This window comes from Sphingobacterium sp. ML3W, from assembly GCF_029542085.1.
In the GTDB taxonomy this organism is placed as follows: domain Bacteria; phylum Bacteroidota; class Bacteroidia; order Sphingobacteriales; family Sphingobacteriaceae; genus Sphingobacterium.
This window is the reverse complement of sequence record NZ_CP107036.1, coordinates 5,692,106-5,717,757: the sequence shown is the minus strand read 5'-3', so window position 1 is coordinate 5,717,757 and position 25,652 is coordinate 5,692,106. Positions and strand designations below refer to the sequence as shown.

The 25,652-nt window shown below is 38.9% G+C and carries 24 protein-coding genes and 2 tRNA genes; 13 read left to right on the top strand and 13 right to left on the bottom strand.

Translation table 11 applies throughout. The features are described from left to right. Positions 1-26: 26 nt before the first annotated feature. From tatA to OGI71_RS23680, 4 genes are all read right to left on the bottom strand, one after another. Entirely contained in the window at positions 27-224 is a 198-nt protein-coding gene (tatA, locus tag OGI71_RS23695; protein WP_208642640.1) for a twin-arginine translocase TatA/TatE family subunit, read from the bottom strand. A gap of 93 nt (positions 225-317) precedes the next feature. Continuing rightward, positions 318-1,631, bottom strand: coding sequence for a peptidoglycan DD-metalloendopeptidase family protein (locus OGI71_RS23690; RefSeq protein ID WP_282252435.1), 1,314 nt, complete (start codon positions 1,629-1,631; stop codon positions 318-320). Positions 1,632-1,739: 108 nt separating this feature from the next. Beyond that, a complete protein-coding gene (locus tag OGI71_RS23685) occupies positions 1,740-2,543 on the bottom strand; it encodes a DUF4292 domain-containing protein (RefSeq protein WP_282252434.1) in 804 nt (267 codons plus the stop codon). Further along, a complete protein-coding gene (locus OGI71_RS23680) occupies positions 2,533-4,254 on the bottom strand; it encodes a hypothetical protein (protein ID WP_282252432.1) in 1,722 nt (573 codons plus the stop codon). The genes OGI71_RS23685 and OGI71_RS23680 overlap by 11 nt, the downstream gene beginning before the upstream one ends. A gap of 235 nt (positions 4,255-4,489) precedes the next feature. Between OGI71_RS23680 and rplM the strand changes: the two genes are divergently transcribed. The 6 genes from rplM to OGI71_RS23650 all read left to right on the top strand — a co-directional run bounded on the left by rplM (position 4,490) and on the right by OGI71_RS23650 (position 9,313). Continuing rightward, the gene (gene rplM / locus OGI71_RS23675; protein ID WP_120262245.1) at positions 4,490-4,933 is read left to right on the top strand and encodes a 50S ribosomal protein L13; all 444 of its coding nucleotides are present in this window, start codon (positions 4,490-4,492) and stop codon (positions 4,931-4,933) included. Positions 4,934-4,944: 11 nt separating this feature from the next. Next, positions 4,945-5,331: a 30S ribosomal protein S9 gene (gene rpsI, locus OGI71_RS23670; protein WP_077437656.1), complete on the top strand. Its 387-nt coding sequence runs from the start codon at positions 4,945-4,947 to the stop codon at positions 5,329-5,331. A gap of 18 nt (positions 5,332-5,349) precedes the next feature. Continuing rightward, the gene (gene rpsB, locus OGI71_RS23665) at positions 5,350-6,147 is read left to right on the top strand and encodes a 30S ribosomal protein S2 (RefSeq protein WP_104385702.1); all 798 of its coding nucleotides are present in this window, start codon (positions 5,350-5,352) and stop codon (positions 6,145-6,147) included. Positions 6,148-6,344: 197 nt separating this feature from the next. After that, positions 6,345-7,181, top strand: a complete 837-nt coding sequence (tsf, locus tag OGI71_RS23660) for a translation elongation factor Ts (RefSeq protein WP_120262244.1) — start codon at positions 6,345-6,347, stop codon at positions 7,179-7,181. A 319-nt stretch (positions 7,182-7,500) separates the two neighbouring features. Beyond that, complete coding sequence (locus OGI71_RS23655; protein WP_282256162.1) at positions 7,501-8,364, top strand: SDR family oxidoreductase; 864 nt, start codon at positions 7,501-7,503, stop codon at positions 8,362-8,364. A 124-nt stretch (positions 8,365-8,488) separates the two neighbouring features. Continuing rightward, positions 8,489-9,313: an AraC family transcriptional regulator gene (locus tag OGI71_RS23650; RefSeq protein ID WP_282252419.1), complete on the top strand. Its 825-nt coding sequence runs from the start codon at positions 8,489-8,491 to the stop codon at positions 9,311-9,313. Here the strand turns inward: OGI71_RS23650 and OGI71_RS23645 are convergent. Continuing rightward, positions 9,310-9,570 carry a hypothetical protein gene (locus tag OGI71_RS23645; RefSeq protein ID WP_282252416.1) on the bottom strand — a complete coding sequence of 87 codons (261 nt, stop codon included), beginning with the start codon at positions 9,568-9,570 and terminating at the stop codon, positions 9,310-9,312. The genes OGI71_RS23650 and OGI71_RS23645 overlap by 4 nt on opposite strands. Positions 9,571-9,776: 206 nt before the next feature. Here OGI71_RS23645 and OGI71_RS23640 point away from each other — a divergent pair, with 206 nt between their 5' ends. The 3 genes from OGI71_RS23640 to OGI71_RS23630 all read left to right on the top strand — a co-directional run bounded on the left by OGI71_RS23640 (position 9,777) and on the right by OGI71_RS23630 (position 12,736). Beyond that, the gene (locus OGI71_RS23640; protein ID WP_282252415.1) at positions 9,777-10,166 is read left to right on the top strand and encodes a hypothetical protein; all 390 of its coding nucleotides are present in this window, start codon (positions 9,777-9,779) and stop codon (positions 10,164-10,166) included. Positions 10,167-10,278: 112 nt separating this feature from the next. Further along, positions 10,279-11,055: an ABC transporter ATP-binding protein gene (locus OGI71_RS23635; RefSeq protein ID WP_282252414.1), complete on the top strand. Its 777-nt coding sequence runs from the start codon at positions 10,279-10,281 to the stop codon at positions 11,053-11,055. Position 11,056: 1 nt separating this feature from the next. Further along, positions 11,057-12,736 carry a hypothetical protein gene (locus OGI71_RS23630; RefSeq protein WP_282252413.1) on the top strand — a complete coding sequence of 560 codons (1,680 nt, stop codon included), beginning with the start codon at positions 11,057-11,059 and terminating at the stop codon, positions 12,734-12,736. Between the two features lie 52 nt (positions 12,737-12,788). Here OGI71_RS23630 and OGI71_RS23625 read toward each other — a convergent pair whose 3' ends face one another. The 3 genes from OGI71_RS23625 to OGI71_RS23615 all read right to left on the bottom strand — a co-directional run bounded on the left by OGI71_RS23625 (position 12,789) and on the right by OGI71_RS23615 (position 15,507). Beyond that, on the bottom strand, positions 12,789-14,705 hold the full coding sequence (locus OGI71_RS23625) for a peptide-N-glycosidase F-related protein (protein WP_282252411.1): 1,917 nt from the start codon (positions 14,703-14,705) through the stop codon (positions 12,789-12,791). Positions 14,706-15,067: 362 nt separating this feature from the next. Continuing rightward, a tRNA-Met gene (locus OGI71_RS23620) sits at positions 15,068-15,141 on the bottom strand. Between the two features lie 292 nt (positions 15,142-15,433). After that, positions 15,434-15,507: transfer RNA gene (locus OGI71_RS23615), tRNA-Met, on the bottom strand. A gap of 65 nt (positions 15,508-15,572) precedes the next feature. On the opposite strand from OGI71_RS23615, the gene OGI71_RS23610 reads away from it, so the two are divergent. From OGI71_RS23610 to OGI71_RS23595, 4 genes are all read left to right on the top strand, one after another. Continuing rightward, on the top strand, positions 15,573-15,950 hold the full coding sequence (locus OGI71_RS23610) for an START-like domain-containing protein (RefSeq protein ID WP_223581119.1): 378 nt from the start codon (positions 15,573-15,575) through the stop codon (positions 15,948-15,950). Positions 15,951-16,051: 101 nt separating this feature from the next. Further along, the gene (locus tag OGI71_RS23605; protein ID WP_120262236.1) at positions 16,052-17,536 is read left to right on the top strand and encodes an LptF/LptG family permease; all 1,485 of its coding nucleotides are present in this window, start codon (positions 16,052-16,054) and stop codon (positions 17,534-17,536) included. Between the two features lie 72 nt (positions 17,537-17,608). Then, positions 17,609-18,823, top strand: coding sequence for a bifunctional 3,4-dihydroxy-2-butanone-4-phosphate synthase/GTP cyclohydrolase II (locus tag OGI71_RS23600; RefSeq protein ID WP_282252409.1), 1,215 nt, complete (start codon positions 17,609-17,611; stop codon positions 18,821-18,823). 816 nt (positions 18,824-19,639) lie between these two features. Then, positions 19,640-21,070 carry an NAD-dependent succinate-semialdehyde dehydrogenase gene (locus tag OGI71_RS23595; RefSeq protein WP_282252408.1) on the top strand — a complete coding sequence of 477 codons (1,431 nt, stop codon included), beginning with the start codon at positions 19,640-19,642 and terminating at the stop codon, positions 21,068-21,070. Positions 21,071-21,235: 165 nt separating this feature from the next. Here OGI71_RS23595 and OGI71_RS23590 read toward each other — a convergent pair whose 3' ends face one another. The 5 genes from OGI71_RS23590 to OGI71_RS23570 form a co-directional block, all read right to left on the bottom strand. Further along, positions 21,236-22,042 carry a DUF4476 domain-containing protein gene (locus OGI71_RS23590; protein WP_282252406.1) on the bottom strand — a complete coding sequence of 269 codons (807 nt, stop codon included), beginning with the start codon at positions 22,040-22,042 and terminating at the stop codon, positions 21,236-21,238. A 56-nt stretch (positions 22,043-22,098) separates the two neighbouring features. Then, entirely contained in the window at positions 22,099-22,659 is a 561-nt protein-coding gene (locus OGI71_RS23585) for a CopD family protein (protein ID WP_282252404.1), read from the bottom strand. A gap of 214 nt (positions 22,660-22,873) precedes the next feature. After that, complete coding sequence (locus OGI71_RS23580; protein WP_282252402.1) at positions 22,874-24,784, bottom strand: trehalase family glycosidase; 1,911 nt, start codon at positions 24,782-24,784, stop codon at positions 22,874-22,876. After that, positions 24,781-25,383 carry a lysine exporter LysO family protein gene (locus tag OGI71_RS23575; protein WP_282252401.1) on the bottom strand — a complete coding sequence of 201 codons (603 nt, stop codon included), beginning with the start codon at positions 25,381-25,383 and terminating at the stop codon, positions 24,781-24,783. Before OGI71_RS23575 ends, OGI71_RS23580 begins: the two co-directional genes overlap by 4 nt. Continuing rightward, positions 25,373-25,648, bottom strand: a complete 276-nt coding sequence (locus tag OGI71_RS23570) for a LysO family transporter (RefSeq protein WP_282252399.1) — start codon at positions 25,646-25,648, stop codon at positions 25,373-25,375. Before OGI71_RS23570 ends, OGI71_RS23575 begins: the two co-directional genes overlap by 11 nt. Positions 25,649-25,652 lie beyond the last annotated feature (4 nt).

The following is a 25,652-nucleotide window of genomic DNA, read 5'->3' as shown; positions in this document are numbered from 1 at the left end:
TTATGCTATATGGGATAAAATTATCCTTATTTGTTATCTTCTACTTCAGATTTCTTTTCAGCCGAAGAATCTTCTTTTTGACCTTCTTTGAATTCTTTCACCCCCTTACCCAATCCGCGCATCAACTCAGGAATCTTCTTACCTCCGAATAATAGTAACAATGCTATTACAATGAGGATAATCTCATTCGCTCCCAAACCCATGATTAAAAATGATGTTGACATATCTATAATTTCTTGTTTTTCAATTCTTTTAAACTAAATCTATTCTCCCTCTTTACAAATGTAGTGATAATTATTAAATATAGTAATTATTTCTTATCTAGCCAACCATGACATCGGATTCAATGGTGTTGATCCCTGATAAACAGAGAAGTCGACCATTGGTACACCTGTATCTGAATCCACATCTGCCGTACCGATTGTTTGACCTGTACTTACCTTCTGTCCCTTAGAAACACTTACACTACCTAAGTTATTATATACTGTAAAGTACTCCCCGTGTTTAATCATCACAATACGTTGCCCATACATCGTCAACACGCTACTTACCTCGCCTGCAAAAACAGCTTTAACTGCGGCACCACTAGACGTTTGTATTTTCACAGACTCATGATCCCAGTTCACATTTCTACCGACGCTTTCACCACCAAAACCTTGCATAACTTTCGCATTCGAAACTGGCCAAGGCAAACTACCACGATTAGACCTAAAATCATTTGAAAGTTTGATCGCTTCGGGTGTGCTACGTAAAACCTCAGAATCTGATTTCCGTGCGGTATTACTACTTTTTGTAGTCGTATTGCTTTTACCTTTCGAAGCATTTGCAGACTCATTTGCTTTCCGATTACGTTCTGCGGCTGCTTCGGCAGCACGACGAGCAGCTTCTGCACGTCTTCTCTCAGCTTCAATCTCTCTTCTAATGATTTCTTTGATGGCAGCATTGATGCGACGCTCTTCTTTTTGTTTTTGCGTGATATCTTTCTTCACACCACGTTCTGTAACAATGAGGTCACTCAATTGCCCAGAGTAAACAGAGCGTTGTTGAGAGATCGTTCTCTTCTCCGTTTCTTGCTCTTTCATCAGTGCCACCTGCTTATTTCGATCGGCTTGCAATTGCGCAATTTTTTGCTCGATCTGTTTCTTCGTATTCTCGATATCCGCAGCCTTTAATTTCCTTGAATCATTAAATTGCTGTAAATATTTTACGCGTCTAAATCCTTGATTAAAATCCTTCGAAGCAAAAATAAACATCAATTTATTGTAGGCATTGCGATTACGAAAAGCAAACATGACCATCTTTTCATAATCACGTTTCATTTTTTCCAGTTCAGCCTTCAATTTATTTACTGCCGTCGTATTCGCATTAATATGTTTATTGATGACTGCTACCTCAGAAGTGATTGTATTTATTTTTTGTTCACGTAAGTTGATCTGCTTACTTAAGGCTGTTACCTGTTGCTGTGTCAACGATTTTTCCTTGGCTATTTCTTTCACAGTATTCTGCAATTCAGCAATTTCACGAGTAAGTTTCTCCCGCTGTTTTTCCAGCTCGGCTCTCGTCTGAGCAGCAGAAATACCAATCATCAAAATGAATGCTACTATACCAAATATCGTCTTTTTAAAGTTCATTTACAGTACTATTTATTTAGTGTTTGCTACTTTCCTAACCCCATTTTTTTCATTTACAATAGCAAACTAAATGCGAAAGTAATAAATCTAATGGAAATAGATAACTTCTTATCGGATTACTTTATATCGCGATGACACTGAAAAAGGCATTTCAACAGGTTCATTAAATGTCACTTTGTTAAAATTAATCTCTGTTTTTATCTCCTGACGTCCATCTGAAATAATCATTTTTAGCAGCATCGGAAATTCCTGACCGGAAGCCATTGCATATTCCCCATAATTCGCTTCCAATAGTTGTTTTTTTGACAACTGTGACAGCCTGAACTGGTAGGGGCGATTATTGTTGTTCAATTTATATAAGAAATCAAGTTCATTCAGTTTTCCATCCAACTGCACAGAATTTGGATCCTGTTTCAAATTCACCGCATCGATATCTGACAGAAGATTAACGGATATATTCGCCAAAAGTAAATCCTGCAGGTTAGAAAAAGTAAGATCAGGGCTTGCGAAACGATAGAGATAGTCAAATGGTTTGACCATATACTCATTCTGAAACTTATTCAGAATCTGTACGCTATCCGGCGTAATTAAAACGCGAGCAACTTCGATCCCAAGGGTCGCCGAAATCGATATCCAGATCCTTTTATCTTTTTCGATCCGGATATTAGAAGTAACGTCAAACTTATCCTTACCCAGATCGAGACGCATTTTCGCCTTTCCCGAAAACGTCGAATAGCTTAAATTGGTCAAAAAAAGATTACGCAGCGAGGTTTTCTTTGCTTCACGTGTATTATCTTTGATGACCAGTTCATTTTCTGATTTGAGACCTGCTCCTTTCAATAGTTTCTTTTTGGAGCTACAAGAAGAAAGCAGAATCACCAGAATACCTACCCAAAGAATTTTATTCCACATAGCTTTTTGTCTCAATCTTCTTTTTTATTTTCTGTTTACTTTCATCAGAATCCAGACCTTTTTCCAGTGCTAGATTCCATTGTTTGAGCGCTTCACCGGTCTTACCCAATTTGACCAAAATATCACCATAATGCTCAAGTAAGACTGCTGTCGGTGGATTTGTATTTTTCATCGCTTTTTGAATCCAAACCAGCGCATCTTCATATTTACCGTCGGCAAATAAAACCCAAGCATAGGTATCTTCAAATGTTCCGTTGTTGGGCTGCAATTTAGTAGCCATTGCTGCATATTTCGTCGCTTCATCCAGCCGCTCTTTTCTTAACGATAAATAGTACGCTAAATTGTTCATGGCGGTCACATTTGTGCTGTCCAATCTAATCGCCTCCATATAGGCAGCATCCGATTCTTTATACATCTTTAATGTATTGTAGATATCACCCAGTCCTCCATAGATATTCGCTTGTAAAAAAGGAGTTTCGTCCTGCGCATTATTCAAGGCTGCCTCCATAAACTTACGGCTATTCTCTGTATCTTTTTTCATCAGGTAGGCCATACTTGTGAAATAGAGTATGGTAGAATTATTGGCCACATAATGTAGGGCTTCTCCCCCATGGGCTATAGCTTGATCAAATTCTCCTTTATCCATATCCAGGCTCATCAACATCCGCCACGCATCGATCTGATAAGGATTCATACTTACTGCTACTGCCAGCGAGCTTTGTGCTGCTGTTTTATCTTCGTTCAGCCACAATACCTGCCCTTTGGCCATATGGCTTTCTGCAATGCGCGGGTGCACCTCAACTAAAATATTGGCTAATTCCAAAAGCTGCGCATTGGAATAGGGACTCTTAGGTCCCAACAAGGTCATGATAATTCTATTTTTGTCTCCGAAATCAATTTTTTTAGATTGAAATCCTTTTTTTAATGCATCAAATGATAATTTGCTTTTCTTATCTATCCGGTACAGGTCGGCTAAATCAAAATAAAGGAAGTCCTCCTGCGAAGTTTGAATTCCCTTATTTATATATTCCAATGCAAGTTTTGAGTTTTTAGAAAGATTATAAGCCTGTGCCAATTGTCCGTATACCTGAGCCAATTTAGTACCTTTATCAGCCCAAGGTTTCAGGAGACCGATTACAGCATTATAGTCGCCAGCGTCATTCAACAGCACACTACCCACCATATCAAGCGTATCGGAAGGAGTTTCGATTTCTTTTGTTTTAAGAAAATATTCGAGCGCTATGTCTTTATATCCCCCATTAAAAAGCAACATGATACGTTCACGTTTCAATGAAGCTGTGTTATTTTCATCTATGTTGATCAATTTATCCAGATAGATCAGTGCACTATCCGCATCATTTTTACTTTTAAAAGCATCGACTGCGAAACTTAGATACTCAGGCTTCTGTTGGATTTCTAGGGCTGCCTTTATGGCATCTATTGCGGCATCTTGATTTCGCATTTGAGCGAAAAGGATAGCCTTCGTGAAATAGATCTCATCTGCTTTTGGGTAATCCGCTAATATGGCATCTAAAGAATCTACACCAGGACCGATTTTCCCTTGCTTTAATATTTCTTGTACATTTTTGAGCCGCGCGTCATAGGGCTTGCTCTTCTTCTCCACTGACTGAGCCTGCACTAGGCTGACTGTACCAAAAAGAAATCCAACAAAACTTAGAACAACTCGTTTATCTAAAAAATTCAATCTCATCTACTTCCACTAAATAATTAAAAATTCTTCCTGCAATATACTAACTAATGTAACAATATTCATTCGAGGAAGTTGTAAAAATATTGAGATTGGCCCATCCAGTTAGAAACTTAGCTCGTTTTCAATAAAATAAGTGAAATAGATTTTAAAATATAGAATAATAGATGTACCTTTGCAGACCCTTGTGATAAGGGGAAGATAAATAAAAATTTACAAATTATTTAAACAAAAGCAAGTGAATACGTTAAGTTACAAAACTGTCTCTGCCAACAAGAACACCGTTAACAAAGAGTGGATCGTTGTTGACGCTGAAGGAGAGATTTTGGGGCGTTTGGCGAGCAACATCGCGAAAGTAATTCGTGGTAAGCACAAGCCTACATTCACCCCACACGTAGACTGTGGAGATAACGTTATTGTTATCAATGCAGACAAAATTAGATTGACAGGAAACAAATTAGGCGACAAAGTTTACGTACGCTACACTGGATACCCAGGTGGTCAACGTTTCGTTTCTCCTAAAGAGTTAATGGCTAAATTCCCTGAGCGCATCATTGAGAAAGCTGTTCGTGGTATGCTTCCTAAAAACCGTTTAGGTCGTCAATTGTTTAAGAACCTTTACGTTTATGCTGGTACTGAGCACAAACATGAAGCACAAAGTCCAAAACCAGTTAAATTTTAAGGAGCATCGACATGTCAACAACTAACACTTCAGGAAGAAGAAAAACTGCTGTTGCCCGCATTTACTTAACTGCTGGTAGCGGAAACATTATCATAAACGGTAAAGACTACAAAGAGTATTTCCCAACATTACCTTTGCAATATATCGCTACACAATCATTGAGCGTAGCTGGTGAATTAGCAAACTTTGATGTAAAAGTAAACGTTAACGGAGGTGGTGTTAAAGGTCAAGCAGAAGCTGTTCGCCTAGCGATCGCAAAAGCTTTGGTTGAGCTTAACCCAGAAGTTAAACCTGCATTACGCGCTAAAGGTTTAGTAACACGTGATGACCGTATGGTTGAGCGTAAGAAACCAGGACGTCGTAAAGCTCGTAGAAGATTCCAATTCAGTAAACGTTAATCAAAGGAGGATCAAAAAATGGCAAGAACTACTTATCAAGATTTATTGGATGCAGGTGTGCACTTTGGTCACCTTACACGTAAATGGGATCCGAAAATGGCTAAGTACATTTTCATGGAGCGCAACGGTATCCACATCATTGACTTGAACAAAACTCTTACGAAATTAGAAGAAGCTGCTTCAGCTATCAAACAAATAGTAAAATCAGGTCGCAAAGTTTTATTCGTAGCAACGAAAAAACAAGCAAAAGAAATCATCGCACAACAAGCTAAAGAGGTTAACATGCCTTTCGTGACTGAGCGTTGGTTAGGTGGTATGCTTACAAACTTCGCTACAGTTCGTAAGTCTATCAAAAAAATGTCTAACATCGACAAAATGCAAAAAGACGGTACTTATGATGTATTGTCTAAGAAAGAAAAGTTGATGATTCAACGTGAGCGTATCAAATTAGAAAACCTTTTAGGAGGTATCGCTGATTTGAACCGTTTGCCAGCTGCTTTATTCATCATCGATGTGAAAAAAGAACACATCGCTGTTTCTGAAGCAATGAAATTGAACATCCCTACTTTCGCGATGGTAGATACAAACTCTGACCCTTCAAACATTGATTTCCCAATCCCTGCAAATGATGACGCTAGTAAATCTATTAGCTTAATCGCTAGCATCATTGGTCAAGCAATCCAAGAAGGTTTGGACGAGCGCAAACGCGACAAAGAAGAAGAAGCTGAAAAAGATGCTGCTGCTGCAAAAGCAAAAGTTGACAATAGTGAAGCTTCAGAAGCTAAACGTCCTCGCAAAGCGAAAGACGGAGAATAATATTTTTATTCCAAACCGGATAGCGTAGCGTTAGTTTCTGGAAAAGATTACTTTTCTTGAACTAGCCTATCTCTCCGGTTTTTTGGTTTAACAACTCTCGATTATCAAGGAATGTTAAACTTCATATTAGCTTAACATGTTTTAAGTTAATATTGTACAAAATTTTCAGTAGTAAACAATAATAAAAAGAAATAAACATGTCAGTACAAATTTCTGCATCAGATGTAAACAAATTGCGTCAACAAACTGGCGCTGGTATGATGGATTGTAAAAAAGCTTTGGTTGAGTCTAATGGTGACTTTGAAGCTGCTGTAGATTACTTGCGCAAAAAAGGCGCTAAAGTAGCTGCTAGCCGTCAAGATCGCGACTCTAACGAAGGTGTTATCATCGCTAAAGCAACTGCTGATGGTAAATCAGGTATCGTAGTTGAAGTAAACTGTGAAACTGACTTCGTAGCTAAAAACTCAGATTTCGTAGCTTTCGCAGAAAAAATCGCAGACCTAGCGTTGAACAACAAACCTGCTTCTTTGGAAGAATTGAAAGGTTTGGAAATTGATGGCAAGAAAATCGCTGATGCTTTGATCGAGCAAACTGGTGTAATCGGTGAGAAAATTGACGTTTCTAAATACGAAACTATCACTGCAGAGAAAGTAATCGCTTACATCCACGGTAACTACCGCTTAGGTGTATTGGTAGGTCTTTCCGCTGATGCAGCTGGTGCTGAAGAAGCTGGTAAGGATGTTGCTATGCAAATCGCTGCTATGAACCCTATCGCAATTGATAAAGATGGTGTTGATCAAAACACAATCGAGCGTGAAATCGCTATTGCGAAAGAGCAAATCATTGCAGAAGGTAAACCAGCAGAGATGGCTGAGAAAATCGCTCAAGGTAAATTGAACAAATTCTTCAAAGACACTACGTTGTTGAACCAGGAATTTGTAAAAGATTCTTCTAAAAATATCGCTCAATTCTTAGACTCAGTTTCTAAAGGATTAACTGTAACTGCTTTCAAACGCGTACAATTAGGCGCATAAGCATATTTCCTTTCTAGTAATAGATCGGAAAAAATAAAAAACAGGGACTATTTTGTCAATAGTCCCTGTTTTTTATTTATAGGCAGTCGACCTTACAGTTCTATTTTCCTATCATTTGTTAGTTACATCCTTACCTTCCCCATCATTCCCGCTTTCCCTATAATTTGTCTTCATCTTCCCTATGTTCGCCTATCATTTGTTAGCCTACCCCTATCATTTGCTACAATCCCCTCACCTCCCCTGTCTTTCATTCACCACTTTTATTTTCATTCAAATTTATGTAACTTAATCATACATAAAAACGAAACAAGATATGGGCATGTTAAAAGAAGGTGCACTAAAAGGCAAACGCATTTTAATTACAGGTGGCGGTACTGGGCTAGGAAAAGCGATGACTGATTATTTCCTGGAACTAGGTGCCTCTTGCCTAATCAGCAGCCGAAAGGATGATGTGATTCAACATACAGCAAAAGAACTATCCGAAAAACACCAAGGCACATGCCTGGCGATAGCTGGTGATGTGCGTAATTATGAAGATGTAGAGCGTGTAGTAGCTTATGGCTACGAACAATTGGGCGGGATCGACATCTTAATCAACAATGCCGCAGGAAATTTTATATCTCCTACCGAACGGCTGAGTCATCGTGCTTTTGAGTCTGTCATCGGAATAGTACTTCAGGGTAGCATAAATTACACCTTAGCATTGGGCAAACGTTGGATTGAAAATAAGGACCAAAATAAAACGGTGCTTAGCATTGTAACGACTTATGCCTGGACAGGTTCAGGTTATGTGGTCCCTTCCGCGACAGCCAAGGCTGGTGTATTAGCAATGACAAGATCCCTTGCTGTCGAATGGGGAAAAAAAGGTATACGTCTAAATGCAATTGCCCCTGGTCCCTTTCAGACTTCAGGTGCAATGGAACGTCTACTACCAGGTGAATTGGGCGAGCTCCTATCTCCTACAAAACGGATCCCACTAGGACGTTTAGGACAATTAGACGAGCTGGCTGATCTTGCGGCATATCTTGTATCGGATTTTTCCAGCTACATTAATGGCGATGTCATAACAATAGACGGTGGAGAGTGGTTAAAAGGCGCAGGAGAATTTAACGGTCTGGATATTATTCCCGAAGAACAATGGGATAATATCGAAAAAATGACGCGAAGCGCAAAAAGTACTTAGCCCTATTTCTGGGACCTGCAACAGTACACTGTTTTCTTTAAAAAGTCAAAAGATATAATCAAAATAACGATATTTGGTTGTCATATTGATTATCATTCGATAAAACAAAATTTACAACTACACAATGAATTTATCCTTTCTCCCCGAAAAAATCAAACACAAACAAAAGATTGATCTAGGCGAACTAGGTTTTGATTTTGCATTGGCTTATATTTCGGAAGGCACGTTGGTATCAAAAAGCAATGGTGCAAAATTTCTCAAAGAAAATCTACTTTTCCTGAATACCGCATCAGAAATACTTGAAAGTAAGAAAGATTCGAGTGTATTTATTTTATATTTTTCAAGCCATTACTTTAAAGATCTGCATCATATACAACAAAATTTTTGCTTATCTTACAATCCTCAGGATATTTTCAATTCGGAAACACTACGCAATAAAAGCCTGTCTCTTAAAAAGGAGAATAGAAAATTAATAGAAAAAGTAATCTCCTTAATTTATCAACAGGGAGAATCTGAAAATGCAGCGACCTCTACCTTTGTCTTTCATCAAGTGATGTCACTCTTCGCATTAATCGAAAATATATTAAAAGATCTGGATCTTCCAATCAATGAGTCCCGTGACATGTCCCAAGAAATAGAAGTTTATATCCAACAAAACATTTATTTCCCTGACAAGCTACAAATAAAAAGTATAGCTGATCATTTTCAGATTTCGGCCAATTACTTTGGCGCCTTTTTTAAGAAAAAATACCAGAAAAGTTATAAACTGTATATAGACGATATTCGTACCCAGCTTATCGAAGAAAGGTTGGCATCGAGCCAATACACCATGAAACAGATTGTGGATGAACTAGGTTTTAACGATGAAAGTCACCTGACCAACTTTTATAAGAAAAAGAGAAATATAACCCCAAGTACTTATAAAAAATCTAGAAAAGCAGTCAGCTAGTTGTCAAGTTGAATGACACCATTGAGGTCATTATTTAACGAACGTTGGATCGCTTCGTCAAGAATCAATATCTTCTGACCCTGGAGTGTACGTTCTTGTGCGCTACTTGCATTTGTCTGTGTCGAATTGAATGATTCCAATTTCATGGGGAAATAAATTGGGTTCTCATCTTCTGAACGCCCGATGGTCAATAAGATATTATACCCCTGTAGGCGCAAACTCTGTAATGTCTGATAATTTAAACGCTTGAAAATCATAATGGGCAAGATTTACTGTTACTATTAGTAACAATAATATTTTCAATTTGTTTGCATTATCAGGTAGAATTTTATCCTTTATGATCACTATTTCAGCGAATTTATCAATTGCTAAAAAAAATGTACTCCATCACTAGTATTGTGATAATTTCTAAAACTTTTCACGCTGCTGCCTGTTGTATTATTTGGAGATAAATCATAGAATTATGGCTAGCACAGGACACAAAAAGACGAAGGGAAAAGTCGAAGCTGATTACCCTGATTCGGAGCAAAATCTAGCTTACAACAAGGATATGGACAGTTATGAGATGGATGTGGACGATAATGATCCAGATTACGATCATCCGGCAAATTATGACACACTATCCGAAGGTGCAATAGATGATGACTCTACTTATGATAATTCAAATCCTTTTGTCGGTGATGAATACGCTGATCGCGAAGATTTAGAGGAAGATGCGCTAGAGGATGCACATATGCGAATCGAAAGTTTCAAGCACAATAGGCTATCTCCTTTAGATAAAAAGCTGGCCCAAAATGAAGAGGATCTCAGAGATGATCTTGATGAAGAAGGATATCCAAAAAATGATAGTTAGTTTTCCAATTATAAAGTAGTTTTGAAAGGAGTCTTAGGACTCCTTTTTTCTGAATAAATAAAGCCCGCAACTCTATATTTTTATGTAAGTTTACCTTAAAAGATTTAAATATATGGAAGGTATGTTGCCGCTCATTCGTATTGTTGACCTAAAAAAATCATACGGAACAAAAGAAATTTTAAAAGGGATCAATCTGGATATATTTCCAGGTCAGGTCATTGGCTATATAGGTCCCAATGGCGCAGGAAAGTCTACTACAGTCAAAATATTGACCGGATTGATTGAAGATTTCACTGGTAAAGTTGAGATCAATGGCATCGATATTCAAAAGGATCCGCTTTCCATAAAATCTCAACTCGGGTATGTTCCTGAAAATGCGGAGCTTTACGAAGTATTGACCCCAATGGAATATCTAGATTTTGTCGGAAAATTATATGGTATGGAGGATCATACTATCCAGGAACGTTCCCTCAAATTATTAAGCGCATTCGGTCTAGCCGTAAATGCTAATAATAGAATGGACACCTTTTCCAAAGGTATGCGTCAGAAGGTGCTCCTTATATCCGGTATTATCCATAATCCGCAGATCATCATCCTGGATGAGCCCCTGTCTGGGCTAGATGCCAATGCGGTAATCTTCGTAAAGGAACTCATATCGTTACTCGCCAAAGAAGGTAAGACTATTTTTTACTGCTCACACATGATGGATGTCGTTGAAAAAGTATCCGATCGAATCCTACTGATCAGTCAGGGGAGTATTATTGCAGATGGAACAATTGACGAATTGAAGTCAAATCCCAACGAATCACTTGAGCACATATTTGCAAAATTAACCAATACCGACAACGATGCACTGGATGCATCTGACATCATCACCGCTATTCAATAATATGGAAAGATATATCTTACGATTTATTCTTCTATTTAGGGGAGTCTGGGAAAATTTGGAGGTAAACTTTGCACAGTTTAAAATTATTCTAGAGACTAAAGTTACCCTAGATAACAGAAAGCCAATCACATTTAAGAAACGGAATACAGGAAAGTCTTCATCTTCGTCCTCTATTATACAGTTTATCATGTATATGGTCATTGGCTTGATGTTCATGGTTATTCTAATTCTAATTCCGGATCGCTACTTAGCTCTTGCAATTATGCTGCTTTGTTTTATCAGCATGCTGAGCATTACATTAGTGTCGGACTTTTCACCCATACTTTTGGATACCAGAGATCAATATATCATTATGCCCAAGCCGGTCAACGATCGAACGATAGCATTATCGCGAATAACATTTATTGCCATTAAACTTTTCAATCAGGTCATTGCATTATGCTTGCCACTTTTGATCTATGTCCTCTTCAACTGGGATATTATCGCTATTTTTCTACTGGTTGTACAACTGCTATTAAGCACACTTGTTGCATTGGTATTCGTCAATGGCTTCTATCTAATAAGCATCAAATATCTACCCATCCAAAAATTTAAAGATATTATTACCTATCTACAAATTGGGCTTTCAATGATCATTTTTTTAGCCTATTACCTTGGCCCCAATCTGATTCAAACGATCGTCGAGTCTCAATTGACCATTGAACAGCTCAAATTCCTTTGGTTATTTCCCAGTACCTGGATTGCTTCTTTTCAATCTCTGCTTTTGGGTGACCATAGTCTACAGATCATCCTATTTTCTGTTTTGGGTATAGCTGTTCCATTCTTTGGAATCTACGCTTGTACACAGTTATTTTCTAGGGGTTTTAACGCAAAAATAGCCGCTCTAGCCAGTGCAGATGCACCTTTACCTGAATCAACAAAGGTGATTTCGCAAAACTTCACAAAACGTCCGTTATATAAAAAATTAGGAACAAAGCTGTGCTCATCTCCACTTGAAGAGGCGGGGTTTAGTATCGTATGGCTTATAAGTTCAAAAACAAGGGAATTTAAGCAGCAGCTTTACCCCTCTTTGGCCTATTTACCCATCTATTTTATATTTCTATTTTTACGGACTGGTGAAGGCTTGCCGATAAGAGAAAAACTGGTTAAGTTAGGGGAATCTGGCTTATATATCGTTATGTTTTACCTCTCACTACTAACCATATTAACTGTATTTCAACTGATCACACAGAGCAATAAGTATAAGGCCGCTTGGATCTATTATGTCACTCCAATAGATCGCCCGGGACAATTTATGACCGGTGTACTTAAAGCATGTCTTATTAAATACGTACTACCATTTTATGTTCTATTTCTTTGCATTTGTGTTCCTTTATTCGGTATCAGCTCCATAAATGACTTATTGCTTTCCTCAGCTGTTGGTGGAATCGAAAGTATCCTCATCATGCTCTTCCTTGTAAAAAACTACCCTTTTTCCAAAGCGAGCCAATCAAGTTCCAAAGCGCTGGTCAATTTATTGATCTTAGGTCTGCTCGGACTTTTGGGTTATTTTCATAAAGTTATCTTTCAGTATGAACTATTGATTTGGGTGCTGGCGACACTCGGTTGGATATTATTTTTTATCATGCTCAAATATTTACAAAAAGAGGATTGGAAAAGTCTGGCCTTTGATGATAATTAAAAAATTGCTATGAATACACAGGCTCCAGAAATGGGACCTGTGTATTTCACGACTACTTTTTATTGATCCGTCCTTTAAATCGACTGATACCATCCATAAAAGCTTCAACAATTATCCTTCCTTTAGGAAGATGATTAAGATCATAGTTGAATATCGCATTTTTAACAGCTTTATATTCATGCTTTTGCCATAGCACACCATCAACCGTTATCCGCACGGTCATATCGCTCTGCTTATTGGATACCACATTTAACTGCGTTTGGTCAACCACCGATCTTGGATACAGGGAGAATGCATATTGAGCCTTTGTTGTATCCATTTCAAAACCCGAAACAGCCTTAAAACTAAACATTTCACCCACTCCACAATCACTTTCAAATGCATGAATAAGATTTCCTTTCAGGTCGAAGATACGAAGATAACCATCTCCGTTTTCGGGTTGTGCCCAAAACTGTAGTCCATTTCCAGCGGTATCTATTAGGTGAAAGGAGTAATTACCTGCAGCAAGGCGTATCGTATCAGTATAAAGTGTGAGTGCAGTCAACTGTGCTGCCTTCTTTTGAAAAACGGTATCCTGCTGAGCATTTATTAAAGAAATACTATTGTCTTGAGGTGCTTTATTTGTAAGAAATTTCACAACAAATTCATTCGGAAATTTCTCTGATGCTGTAAAAACAACTTCCATTTCATTGTCTTCTGACCAAGCATCTTTCTTACCATTCGGTTTGATAAGCGCTACATGAAAGGCATTTTCACCGTCTTTTTCCTGAATTTCCCCTGGTAGCATTACATCTGCCACTTGATTAAAAGGGAGATTTCCCATCCAATGAAATGTTTTGGAAGGAAAACCCTTAGTTCCATACACAATTGTAAGCGAATGCAACGGATCTGCCCCAAGGTTTCTAAAAGCTATCCGTGGGCCAGAACTGGCTGGGTTTAATCTCGAAAAACGTTGCTCGTCGTTTGGTACCATAATAGATTCAACGGCCGCATCTATTTTTTGCTTGGGTTTCGAATAATGAAACAAGTAAGCTGAGATATTTTCAACAGCTTGTATATTGCTTGAAGCCGTATAGGGTTCCATTCGCAATGCTGCAGTATGGCGGCCCGGCTTTGTGAATACATCGATTACATCAGGTTGCTGCAGATCACCGGGACACCAATACGCCCGGTCAAAGATCCATGTCCCGCCTTGTGGGTATAAAGGGTTATCGCCACACTTTTTCCACATATCCCGCAAGTCAACGACCTTTCCGTCGAGCATGAGTTCACGCCATCGTGTACAAAACTCGCTGCAACCACGAGGCTTGTCCATACCATGTCCCGTATGTTGAATACGTATACGGCTTAAGTCCGCTTGCTCCAGCGATTCGTAGGTTACAGGCAATAAATTCTCTTCTATCTTCTCATTGGGATCGCCGTATTTATAGCCCCTATTCCACAAAGTTGTTATACCCATAGGTATAACAACTGGAGGTCCCGATAGAATTTCAAAATCTATACTAAGTGCCCAACCTACTGTTTTATCCTCAAAACCCGAATGTACATATACAATCTCGACACTATCCCGCAAAAAAGGAGCAAAGTCAGTCACATCTACCTGCCACTTCCAGTTCCACCCTTTGTTGTAAATGCTCCCATAAGGGGTAAGCATCCGGCCCAATTCATAGTTAAGCGCCTCTCCCTTCGCTCCTCCTTTACGTCTCAACACGATATGATCCAGATAATCCCAATGTGCAGTGTTCAAGCTATCAGGACTTCCCAAAGTAACATGCATGGTTATTTTTCTTACAGGGTATTCGGCCTTGGGAAATATCCCCCATGCTGGATAAGGGTTTTCACCTTTAGCAGCATCACAAATAATAGTAGTACGGTTGTGCGTGACAACATGGCTTACTGCTTTCTTTTGCGCAATAGCATGATAACCGATGATAAGCCACACTAGAATAAGAATAGGCCTGAAGTTCATTATAGTAAAAAATAATAGGTAAGAAACCGCATAAATATACATGAATTTAACGTCACAACCTATCATCAGGGGCCATCAGGCATAACATACACGGAAATTGTGCTACAAAACAAAGCTTGATCGCTAACACATGAATATTGTTAGGCCTTTAGGACCGAGTCATTAGCATATACATAGGGTCGATAGCACAAAAGCCTTAAAGGATATCAGACAGTGGATCTTTTAGCGTCTAAGTTGTTGGAGCCTAAACAAGAAACACTCCTAAAGACAGTTTCCAAAAACTGATCCCAAAAAAATAGCTTGTTAATCAAGAGTGGTTAAAAAAAAAGGAAAATCTGTAAGTAGACTTTCCTTTTTAAAAGTAGCGGGGAGCAGGATCGAACTGCCGACCTCAGGGTTATGAATCCTGCGCTCTAACCATCTGAGCTACCCCGCCGTTTCGGTATGCAAATATACCACTTCGCCTGTCAATTCAAAAGATTTTTTTATTTTTTTTAGCGATTTATCCTATTCAAAAATCATTATACCACACAACAAACTCATTCTTAACGAAGTAAAATTACGTTTCAATCATGAAAAAAGTCGGGACAATATTTGGGCGATTTTAAATTCAAATATTTGCGAAAAAGCTTTCAACTTTTCACAAAAAAACTTGCAATAACAAAATAAATATGTATTATTACAAATAATAAGTTTATGCAATAAAAAGCAAAATGGGAAGAGATTTGTAGCGGGGAGCAGAATCGAACTGCCGACCTTTGGGTTATGAATCCAACGCTCTAACCATCTGAGCTACCCCGCCATTTTGGGAATGCAAATATAGCTTATTTTTGATTTAAACAAACTAAAATTTAAAAAAACATTTTTATGGCAGATAAAATAAAATTCCAACTAGAATATATCATCAACTCTTCACCTAGAATTTTATTTCCGTATTTGCAAGAACCAAACGAACTGGCACAATGGTTTGCAGACGATGTAAACTACAAAGACACTGTTTATACCTTCATTTGGGACGATGAACCGCATCGCGCAAAAATCGTAGCATCAAAAGAAAACAAATCAGTGCGTTTTAAGTGGCTCGATGATGATCCTTATTACTTCGATCTAGAGATCGATCAAGATGAGCTGACAAACGATGTCGCACTTAAAATAATAGATTTTGCTAAAGAAGAGGACTTGGAAAATAGAAAATTAATCTGGAAAAATTCAATCGTCTATCTTCAAAGTGTTATAGGTGCATAAAAAAACCTATCTTTGCAATATATTTTCACCAAGGGCTCTAAAAGAGCTCCTTGGCTGGAAGATGCTTTAATGTAAAGGCATCAATTTGCTTAGCGTCACGGATGAAAAAGGTTCATTTACTTATTCTTCAAGCTTTCATTAAACCATTCATTGTCACATTTTTTATTGTGATGTTTGTGTTATTGATGCTTTTCCTATTTAAATACATCGATGATTTGATTGGAAAAGGATTTGAATGGTACACCATTATGGAACTTATTGGGTATCAATGTATTGTTCAAATTCAAATGGCAATGCCTTTATCCATGTTATTGTCTTCCATTATGACCTTTGGAAACCTGGGGGAAAGCTATGAGCTTGTGGCCATTAAAGCAGCCGGCGTATCTTTACGTAAAGCCATGACTCCCCTATTTATACTTGTGGCGATTTTTGCTACGAGTTCCTTTCTATTTTCCGATTACATTTTACCTGTGGTCAACCTAAAAATGGGAACCTTGCTGACAGACGTACGGAATAAAAAGGCTGACTTTCTGATCAAACCCGGTATTTTCAACAATACAATTCCAGGATACTCCATTCGTGCAAGAGGCAAAAATAGGGAAGGAACGATTCTCTATGACTTAATGATCTATGATCATCGAGGGGGCAATACAGCCAACAATGTACTAATGGCAAAAGAAGGATACATTTATAATTCACCGGACAATAGTTATATGATCCTCAAATTGAAGGACGGTATACGCTATGAAGAGTCGCGCACAAAGAACTCAAAAACATACGATCCACGCCAGCAATTCACACGCTTTAAATTTAAGGAAACGGAGCAGAAGTTCGACATGGGTAGCTTTCAACAAGGTAAAACAGATGAAAGTCTTTTCAAAAGCCACCATGCGATGTTAAATCTTAGGCAACTGGATATGTACATTGACTCCAACCATGTTAAAATAGACAGTATGGGTAAAGCAATTACAAGAACTCTTGATACGCGGTATAATATCTATTCGAAGTATTTCAGTGCAAATCAACCTGGCCTGCCAAAGGTTAAAGAAGCCAAGATCAAACCTTATAAAGATTTAGTAGCCGATCTTGTACCTCCGGAGCAACGGACACAGATCACCATGAACGCATTGAGCCAACTAAATTATTTAAAAGAGGATCTCAACAGTCGCACCCTTGAATTTAAGGATTACAAAACAAAAGATATCCGTTATCGCATCGAATGGCATAGAAAGTTTACTTTGGCCGTATCTTGTCTACTTTTATTTGCTATCGGAGCACCTCTAGGTGCCATCATTAGAAAAGGAGGTCTCGGACTTCCGGTCGTTATGGCTATTATTTTCTTCTTAATCTATCATATCATCTCCACAGTGTCGGAAAAAACGGCTAAAGATGGTGCTATATCTTCGGCTGTAGGTATGTGGATGGCTATTATCATATTAACTCCCCTCGCTGCATTTTTAACGTATAAATCGACTACAGATTCGGCTTTATTTGATATCGATCAGTACAAATTAAAAGCGGAAGCTGCCTGGAAATGGATCAAAGAGAAATTTGGTAAAAAGAATAAATTAAAAGAGTCACATTAGATTTGTGACAGCGCTATTATAAATAAAATTAGATTCTACACTAACTTTGTATCAATACAATATAACAATTAAATGGAATTTAAATTAAACACGATCGAAGAAGCGATCGCTGATATACAAGCAGGAAAAGTAGTTATCGTCGTAGATGACGAAGATCGTGAAAATGAAGGTGATTTTATCACCGCAGCTCGCAACGCAACTCCCGAAATTATCAACTTTATGGCGACCCATGGTCGGGGTTTAGTATGTGCTCCTATCACCAAAGAGAGAGCAGATGCTTTGCATCTTGACCTGATGGTGGGACAAAATACAGCTGTTTATGAGACTAATTTCACCGTTTCTATTGACTTACAAGGATACGGTTGTACAACAGGGATCTCTGCATCTGATCGTTCAAAGACAATCAAAGCGATGATAGACCCAAATATTCACTACGAAGAGTTGGGTAGACCTGGTCATATCTTTCCATTGATAGCTAAAGATGGCGGTGTACTACGTCGTACAGGACATACCGAAGCAACTGTTGACCTTGCTCGTTTGGCAGGTTTTGAACCTGCAGGTGTATTGGTCGAGATCTTAAAAGAAGATGGTGAAATGGCTAGACTACCGGAATTAATGGAAGTAGCCAAAAAATTTGATTTAAAAATCATCAGTATTGAGGAGCTTATTGAATACCGCTTAAAACACGATTCATTAATTACTGAAGAGGTGACTGTCAATATGCCTACACAATATGGTGATTTTCAAATGAAAGCCTTTACACAAAAAGATACGGGTGAACAACATCTTGCCCTTTATAAAGGTGAATGGAACGAAGATGAACCTATTCTTGTTCGTGTACATAGTTCCTGTGTGACCGGTGATATTTTCGGATCTTGCCGTTGTGATTGTGGACCTCAGCTTCACAAAGCGATGGAGATGATCCAAAACGAAGGAAAAGGTGTGATTGTCTATATGAATCAGGAAGGCCGTGGTATTGGACTGATTAATAAATTGCATGCCTACAAATTACAAGAGAATGGATTGGATACCGTTGATGCCAATGCTCAACTTGGATTTAAAGCTGATTTGAGAGATTATGGTGTTGGTGCACAAATCCTTAGAAATCTAGGGGTAACAAAAATGCGCTTGATGTCCAATAACCCAACAAAACGTGCAGGATTGGTCGGCTATGGACTGGAAATCGTAGAAAACGTTCCTATTGAGATCACCGCGAATCCTTACAACGAAGAGTATCTGCGAACAAAAAGGGATCGTATGGGACATACCATTATGAAGAACTTGTAATAAAGATCAAAAAAAATATTTCAGAAGTGGTGTTTTTCATAGAAACACCGCTTTTTTTATGAAAGTGTTTTTCATTGAATAAATCATGATGATTTCATTAGGGCATCAATGAGCTTGCTACGCTCGGCTTATTGGCCAGAAAAAACCTTCAATAGATTTTCATTGTTGTTGATTCTTGTTAAAGCATGAAGGTTTTATGAAAGATGTGATGTTATCATGGCAGTTCTTTCAGTAAATAGAAGTAACTTTATATTAATGAATACGCAAGGGAAACATATCATCTTTTTTGACGGTGATTGCTTAGTTTGTAATCGTTTTGTCCAAATTCTATTGAAAATAGACTCCAATAATAGGCTTCTTTTTAGTTCCTTACAATCTGACTTCGCTAAAAATAATTTACACACTATTCCAAAAAATATAGATTCTATTGTTTATATGTCTCCTAGCGGTACTTATTTAAAAAGCGAAGCCATATTGAACATCTGCAAAACATTGGGTCTTCCCTATTCAATCGTCTATTTCCTCAAAATACTACCGAAAAATTGGCGAGACGCGGGCTATGACTATTTTGCAAAAAATCGCTACAAATGGTTTGGAACAAATAAGTATTGCGCGGTTCCCAACGCACAGCAACGGAGAAAATTCGTCTAAGCAAAGCTTCCCATAAAATTGCCTGTTTGCGAAACAATAGGCAGACGAATATTGTTCCAAAAACAGCTGATATACCAAACAGCCAAGGTAATACATCAGCAAGAATAAATAAGTACAGGTCACAAATAACAGCAATGGCTTGTAAAAACAAAAATAATGACTCCAATGAAAAATCCACTTTTAATTAACAGAGCTTATATAAACGGAAAATTTATCACATCAAAAAATACGTTTGATGTTGTCAACCCCGCCACTGGAAAGACAATTGCAGCATTACCGGATCTTAAGGTAGCAGATTGCACAAAAGCGATACAAGCTGCAGATAAGGCTTGGAAAAGCTGGAAAAATACAACAACTTCGGAACGATGTACTATTGTTCGCAATTGGTATAATCTTATTCAACAAAATAAAGACCTGCTTGCTGAAATTATGACACTAGAGAGTGGAAAACCGCTCAATGAATCAAAAGTAGAAGTAGATTATGGGAATTCATTTGTTGAATGGTTTGCTGAAGAGGGTAAGAGGGCTTATGGGGAAACGATCCCCACTCAGAAAAAAGGCACACGAATGATGACCATCCGACAAGGTGTCGGGGTCGTTGCGGCAATTACGCCTTGGAATTTCCCTTTGGCCATGATCACCCGAAAGGTCGCTCCAGCACTCGTGGCAGGTTGTACAGTTGTACTCAAACCCGCATCCCAAACACCTTTATCCGCGATCGCATTGGTCAAACTAGCCGAAGAGGCAGGTCTGCCAAAAGGTGTCTTTAATGTCATTACCGGAAAGGACAGCGCTGGTATCGGAAAGGAACTTGCCACAAATGATCTTGTACGTAAACTTTCTTTTACAGGCTCTACTGAGGTAGGTAGGATATTGATCGAACAATCAGCCTCAAACATTAAGAAAGTCTCCATGGAACTCGGCGGAAATGCTCCTTTCCTTGTATTTAATGACGCAGATATCGACGCCGCAGTGGAAGGTGCTATCGCTGGTAAGTTCCGAAACGCTGGGCAAACTTGCGTTTCAATCAACCGCTTCCTAGTCCAGGAAGACGTATACGATGCTTTCGCCACAAAGCTCACTCAAGCTGTAAGTCAACTAAAGGTGGGCAACGGCTTAGACAAGGGGGTTCAAGTTGGACCTTTGATCAATGCCAAAGGTTTGGAAAAAGTACAGCATCACGTCCAAGATGCTCTAAAGCATGGAGCAGAACTGGCTACAGGAGGTAATGTGATCAAAGACCTCTTCTTCCAGCCAACTGTAGTGACCAATATCCCTAAAGAGGCCCTAATATTCCATGAGGAAACTTTCGGTCCAGTCTGCGCATTATTCAGTTTCAAAACAGAAGAAGATGGTATCGCCATGGCCAATCAGACTGAATTTGGTCTTGCCTCCTATTTCTACAGTACCAATATCAATCGCTGCTTTCGTGTGGCAGAACAGCTTGAGGCGGGTATGGTAGGCGTTAACACAGGATTAATATCGAATGCTGCAGCTCCATTTGGTGGGGTAAAACAATCTGGCGTTGGTCGTGAGGGATCAAAACATGGAATCGATGAATACATGGAATGGAAGTACATCTGTTTCGCCGAATAAATACGATCTAGCTTAACTTAAAGGGGCTACTCATGCCACAAAATCCATTGTTTCGTGGAAATTTGGCGCAAATAGCCCCTTTGTTCATACAGCCAATTCTTATTTAATTTCATTCATAGGCAATTGCAGTTGAAAAGGCTAATTTCAATCCAAACCTACACGCAGCTAACGTTGAGTTTTAATAAATGCTGCCAATTTTTCCCGAGTTGAACTAAATGACAATGCATCGCCTACCTTATCGTAGTTCTCTTTGTCCATACAGCTTGGATAAGCGTATTTAGCAAAAGCCAATTTATTATCGTCTCTGATAAATAGTTCCATGAGATCTATGATTTCGGTACTGTGCAATCGCCTATTTTTCAATTCCTGCGCAGCGACCTGCAAACGATCTTGATCATTTTCTTTTTGATTGAGCAGATCATTCAACTGGTTCGCATCATTTTTATCCTGATAACCAGTATTGTCGATCGGATCTTCCTGATATTGTTGATTATTACTTCTATCATCCTCAGACTGGCCATATCGCTCGTATTGTTGTTGATCCCGATCGTATCTATCCTCATTATTATTATCGTCATTGTAGTTATCACCGTTTCGATAATTATCGTTATATCGACCAACAGGATTCATCGATTCAAGTACAATTCCCCGATTTCCACCACGGCTGCTTACTGAAAACACAACATCCATATATTGACCATCTCGGTTGACAAGCTGCACACCCCTTCCGTTTAAAGTTCTCTGCTGTCTGTTTGCAAATACGATACGGAGATTATATCTCGGGTTTTGCAAATTTGGCACACGAAGGTCAATCGACGGTCTATTATTGTACAAAACATTATTGATATAAAGAAAGAAGGGAGCATCAGTCGAATAAATATTTAATGTTCCGCCATAAGGTCTATAACGTTGGGCGAATCCTCCAGTTGCAATAGCAAGCAACATAATTACAGTCAAAAGTCTCTTGTACATATTCCTTTTCAATTTATAATCGTTCGACTAACGAGAATAGAAAAGGATTAAGAAAACTAAGAATTTAACGTATTATTTGAATTGTTTTTATTTCTGATTTTTTTGTAGAGTTTCACAGCCATCATCAGGGAGATCGACAGTATTAAAAGTCCCAGAACACCAAATATCCAATTGAGAGCAGACTTTAATACAACGGTAAATACGATTGCAAATAATAAAACGGTTGCCAGCTCATTCCAAAGACGCAATTTGGTCGAGGACCAAGTCGATGATTCTCCTTTTAATTGAAACATAATACGTTGGCAGGCGAAATGATAAAGAATCAGTCCCAATACAAAGGTGAGCTTGACATGCATCCAGCCCATGGTCAACAATCCCGGATTAATATACAGCATGACGAGGGCCGCCAGAATAGTAAGGTACATGGCTGGTGTTGTGATGATCCACCATAATTTACTCTCCATCAGTATAAACTGTTTATGCAAAACCCCATACTCTTCTGCAGATTTGGATTTAGCTTCGGTATGGTAAATGAATAAGCGAACAATATAAAATAATCCAGCCATCCAACAAACCACAAAGATAATATGAATTGCTTTTGCGTATAAATAGACCATGGGTACAAAAATAAGAAAAGTTAGGGGCAATCAATAAAGCTAGGCTTCAATTAGATAAATCTTACATATAGTATACAAAAAGACAAAAGTCCATCTCTATTACATAACTATAGTTTTCAGTAATGCATATTAAATAAACAACGCTTCAAATCCGGCATAGATCGTACAACTTACCAGATCCGAAGTGTTGTTATCTCTACTATTTTCAACCTATCTATTTTTTCTGCTGAGAAGTTTTCAGTTCCTTATATAACAAAAATAAGTGAGCAGCAGACCAGCTAAAATGGGGTGCTTTGAGTCTTTTACCCGTGCGTGCCTCATAGTTTTCATGAATTGGCCCATTATCGGATAATCCCTCCAATCGCGCAAAGACTTGTTTGGTATACAGATCGGCTTCCTTTTGATAACCGTATTTCCTTAAACCAGAAATGGCAAAATAGACTTGATCCAACCAAATAGGCCCGCGCCAGTATCCTCTATCCATGAATTTGGCGTTGTCTAGAGCCGCAGTAGGAAAAGGTACAAAGGAGGCAAATTTAGCCGTATCCTGCATCACTCGAATTACAGCTTCAGCTTGCGGCACCGTAGCTAAACCAGTCCACAATGGTGACCAACCTTCGGGACCAAAACATGGAATAAGTGCTCCATTCAGTTTGCGATCAAAATAATAACCTCGCTCCTGATCGAAGAAGTAATCCATGGCAAGGTATGATTCTTTTTTTCCCCGAAATGGCACACCGAGCAATTCCGCAAAATGCAGCAGATATTTTCGTTCCAACTCAAGATAAGCGCTGAGTTCCACAGACTCTTGATCCATACTCCAGGCACCTTTTTCATTCCATAACATCTGGGTACTATCGTACCGAATAGCATTGTCCATACCGCTTTCCCACTTAGCAGCTTCCAATGTTCCATCTGTAGCACCGTACTCACAGATACCATTTTTATTATGATCCCGATAACGAAACCACCATTCATGGTACAAGACCAGTTTATTATACATCTCCCGCACAAAAGACAGGTCATGGTCGGCTTCATAGATAGCATTAACGGCCCAGGCAGCCAATGGTGGTTTGGAATCACGGTAATTATTCTCACGATGGTCCGTATAAATGCAATCGGCAATCATCCCGACGCTATCTTGAAAGTCAAACATAGCGCGAACCTGATCTTTCGCCAACACGGGATCTATCTGTGCCAATGCAACGGCATGCTTCCATGAATCCCAAGCCCAAAATCCAACAAAGTAATCGGCCACATGCGAAGGAACAACACCATCATGTTTTAATTCCTTTTTTGCACTCCGCCAATTGCTCATCAGCGTCATCATACTTTTCACCATAATGCGATGTTCCTCCATGGAGAGTTCCGGACGAGTATTTGAGCTGATATAATTCGCCCAGCGTGCTGTATGTTGTATGCTCAAAGCCTTGCTTTGCTCAACAGCAGTTTTTGTTGCCACAAGTGCTTTTTCTAAGGTAATCGGGTTGGCATAATGGGTCAGGACAATCTCTGTATCTGCTTTTTCTAAACAAGCTTCATATTTTCCCTGATCACAGTTTACCTTCACATCAGCCTTAAAAGACAGTAAAAGAAGTTCTCCATTTGGAAGTTTAGACCACAGGGTATTGCCTATCAGTGTCCATTTCCCCTGATTGAGATTGCCATATATCCATAGTACCTTTGATGATCTGTTTTTAATATGCAATATGGCTGTTGTTGATGAGACCTGTTTTAAGATTTGTTCTACTTCCATATCCTCTCCTCGCAGACGCATCCACAGGCGATCCGGATAATAACAACTGCTGTCAAGGCTCAGGAGATTTAATTCTCCCGTCGGAGCTGTTCCAATCTGCAGCAATGCGCTACTTAACCAGGCACGCGCATCCAGATCATAGGGTCCACAAAAACCGGTCACGTTCTTATTTTCGTGAATGCCAAATCCGATCCAAGCCCCGCGGTCAGTATAAAAGGGATTTGTTCGGCGAGTGGAACCTTCTGGTTGCTGCTCGACCCTTAACAATCCACCATAGCCATCCATTTTAGGAGACTTGACCGTATTGCATCCTATCAAAATCAAACAAAAGCTAATTGTAACCCATAAGGTTTTGATCTTATTTCTCATAAATAACAAAAAAAAGTAACTAGAAAGGGAACACTGAGGTCAATCAAAATACCATGGATGATCGCAACGAGAACATATTGTTTGCCGGAGTATTGTGTGATAATAGGTAATGCAGTATCCATACTTGTGGCTCCTGCGACAGAAATCGGCGCCAATGGGCCAAACCATTTTCGAGCTAATGGAGCCATCAAGAGCGCCAATAGTTCACGCATCAAATTCGACATCAACGCTATAGTTCCCAATGTGACACCCTTATATTGTGTAATAAAAATACTTGATAAAGAGTAGTAACCAAATCCAGATCCCACAGCCATGCTCTCGGCGGCATTCCAGTCGCGGATAAAGAAACTGATGGTAAACGTACCTAACAATGTTCCAACGATAGTTGCCAGGGGAACGAGCACGATGCTTAAATTAACTTTTCGTAGAGATACCAAGAGTTCCCTATCATAACCAATGGTAACCCCGACCAACAACATCAATGCATAGAGGACATAAGTATTCCATTCTTCTTTCAACAATTCAGCCGGAATAATTCCCTTGAAACCGACAAAAACACCCACGATAAAAAATGCGAGAATGATCAAACTACCTTTCATGTTTGCTAAAGAATAAACGATAAACGAACCATGAGCAAAGAACACTTCCAGCTACTCCAGCCAATGTGATCAGTATAGCTTGCAACCCCAATGTATCCAAATTGTCTACTATTTTTGGATTTTGTCCGACCTCTCGTCCCAAAAGAAACAGTAAGGCAAATATGACCAGTCGGACAAGAATACCTGTATGTTTAAGAATAGGAAAGGACCGAAGTCCTATCCCTATTCCTACACCTAAAAGCATGATAAAAAAAACGGTAAACATGCTC

Coding starts and splice junctions, on each gene's coding strand:
- OGI71_RS23585 (WP_282252404.1), bottom strand. CDS start 22,659: ATGGTCTATTTATACGCAAAAGCAATTCATATTATCTTTGTGGTTTGT.
- tsf (WP_120262244.1), top strand. CDS start 6,345: ATGTCAGTACAAATTTCTGCATCAGATGTAAACAAATTGCGTCAACAA.
- OGI71_RS23575 (WP_282252401.1), bottom strand. CDS start 25,383: ATGAAAGGTAGTTTGATCATTCTCGCATTTTTTATCGTGGGTGTTTTT.
- OGI71_RS23580 (WP_282252402.1), bottom strand. CDS start 24,784: ATGAGAAATAAGATCAAAACCTTATGGGTTACAATTAGCTTTTGTTTG.
- tatA (WP_208642640.1), bottom strand. CDS start 224: ATGTCAACATCATTTTTAATCATGGGTTTGGGAGCGAATGAGATTATC.
- OGI71_RS23605 (WP_120262236.1), top strand. CDS start 16,052: ATGAAAAAGGTTCATTTACTTATTCTTCAAGCTTTCATTAAACCATTC.
- OGI71_RS23655 (WP_282256162.1), top strand. CDS start 7,501: ATGTTAAAAGAAGGTGCACTAAAAGGCAAACGCATTTTAATTACAGGT.
- OGI71_RS23690 (WP_282252435.1), bottom strand. CDS start 1,631: ATGAACTTTAAAAAGACGATATTTGGTATAGTAGCATTCATTTTGATG.
- OGI71_RS23610 (WP_223581119.1), top strand. CDS start 15,573: ATGGCAGATAAAATAAAATTCCAACTAGAATATATCATCAACTCTTCA.
- OGI71_RS23650 (WP_282252419.1), top strand. CDS start 8,489: ATGAATTTATCCTTTCTCCCCGAAAAAATCAAACACAAACAAAAGATT.
- OGI71_RS23570 (WP_282252399.1), bottom strand. CDS start 25,648: ATGTTTACCGTTTTTTTTATCATGCTTTTAGGTGTAGGAATAGGGATA.
- OGI71_RS23630 (WP_282252413.1), top strand. CDS start 11,057: ATGGAAAGATATATCTTACGATTTATTCTTCTATTTAGGGGAGTCTGG.
- rpsB (WP_104385702.1), top strand. CDS start 5,350: ATGGCAAGAACTACTTATCAAGATTTATTGGATGCAGGTGTGCACTTT.
- OGI71_RS23625 (WP_282252411.1), bottom strand. CDS start 14,705: ATGAACTTCAGGCCTATTCTTATTCTAGTGTGGCTTATCATCGGTTAT.
- OGI71_RS23680 (WP_282252432.1), bottom strand. CDS start 4,254: ATGAGATTGAATTTTTTAGATAAACGAGTTGTTCTAAGTTTTGTTGGA.
- OGI71_RS23590 (WP_282252406.1), bottom strand. CDS start 22,042: ATGTACAAGAGACTTTTGACTGTAATTATGTTGCTTGCTATTGCAACT.
- rpsI (WP_077437656.1), top strand. CDS start 4,945: ATGTCAACAACTAACACTTCAGGAAGAAGAAAAACTGCTGTTGCCCGC.
- OGI71_RS23685 (WP_282252434.1), bottom strand. CDS start 2,543: ATGTGGAATAAAATTCTTTGGGTAGGTATTCTGGTGATTCTGCTTTCT.
- OGI71_RS23645 (WP_282252416.1), bottom strand. CDS start 9,570: ATGATTTTCAAGCGTTTAAATTATCAGACATTACAGAGTTTGCGCCTA.
- OGI71_RS23640 (WP_282252415.1), top strand. CDS start 9,777: ATGGCTAGCACAGGACACAAAAAGACGAAGGGAAAAGTCGAAGCTGAT.
- OGI71_RS23600 (WP_282252409.1), top strand. CDS start 17,609: ATGGAATTTAAATTAAACACGATCGAAGAAGCGATCGCTGATATACAA.
- OGI71_RS23635 (WP_282252414.1), top strand. CDS start 10,279: ATGGAAGGTATGTTGCCGCTCATTCGTATTGTTGACCTAAAAAAATCA.
- OGI71_RS23595 (WP_282252408.1), top strand. CDS start 19,640: ATGAAAAATCCACTTTTAATTAACAGAGCTTATATAAACGGAAAATTT.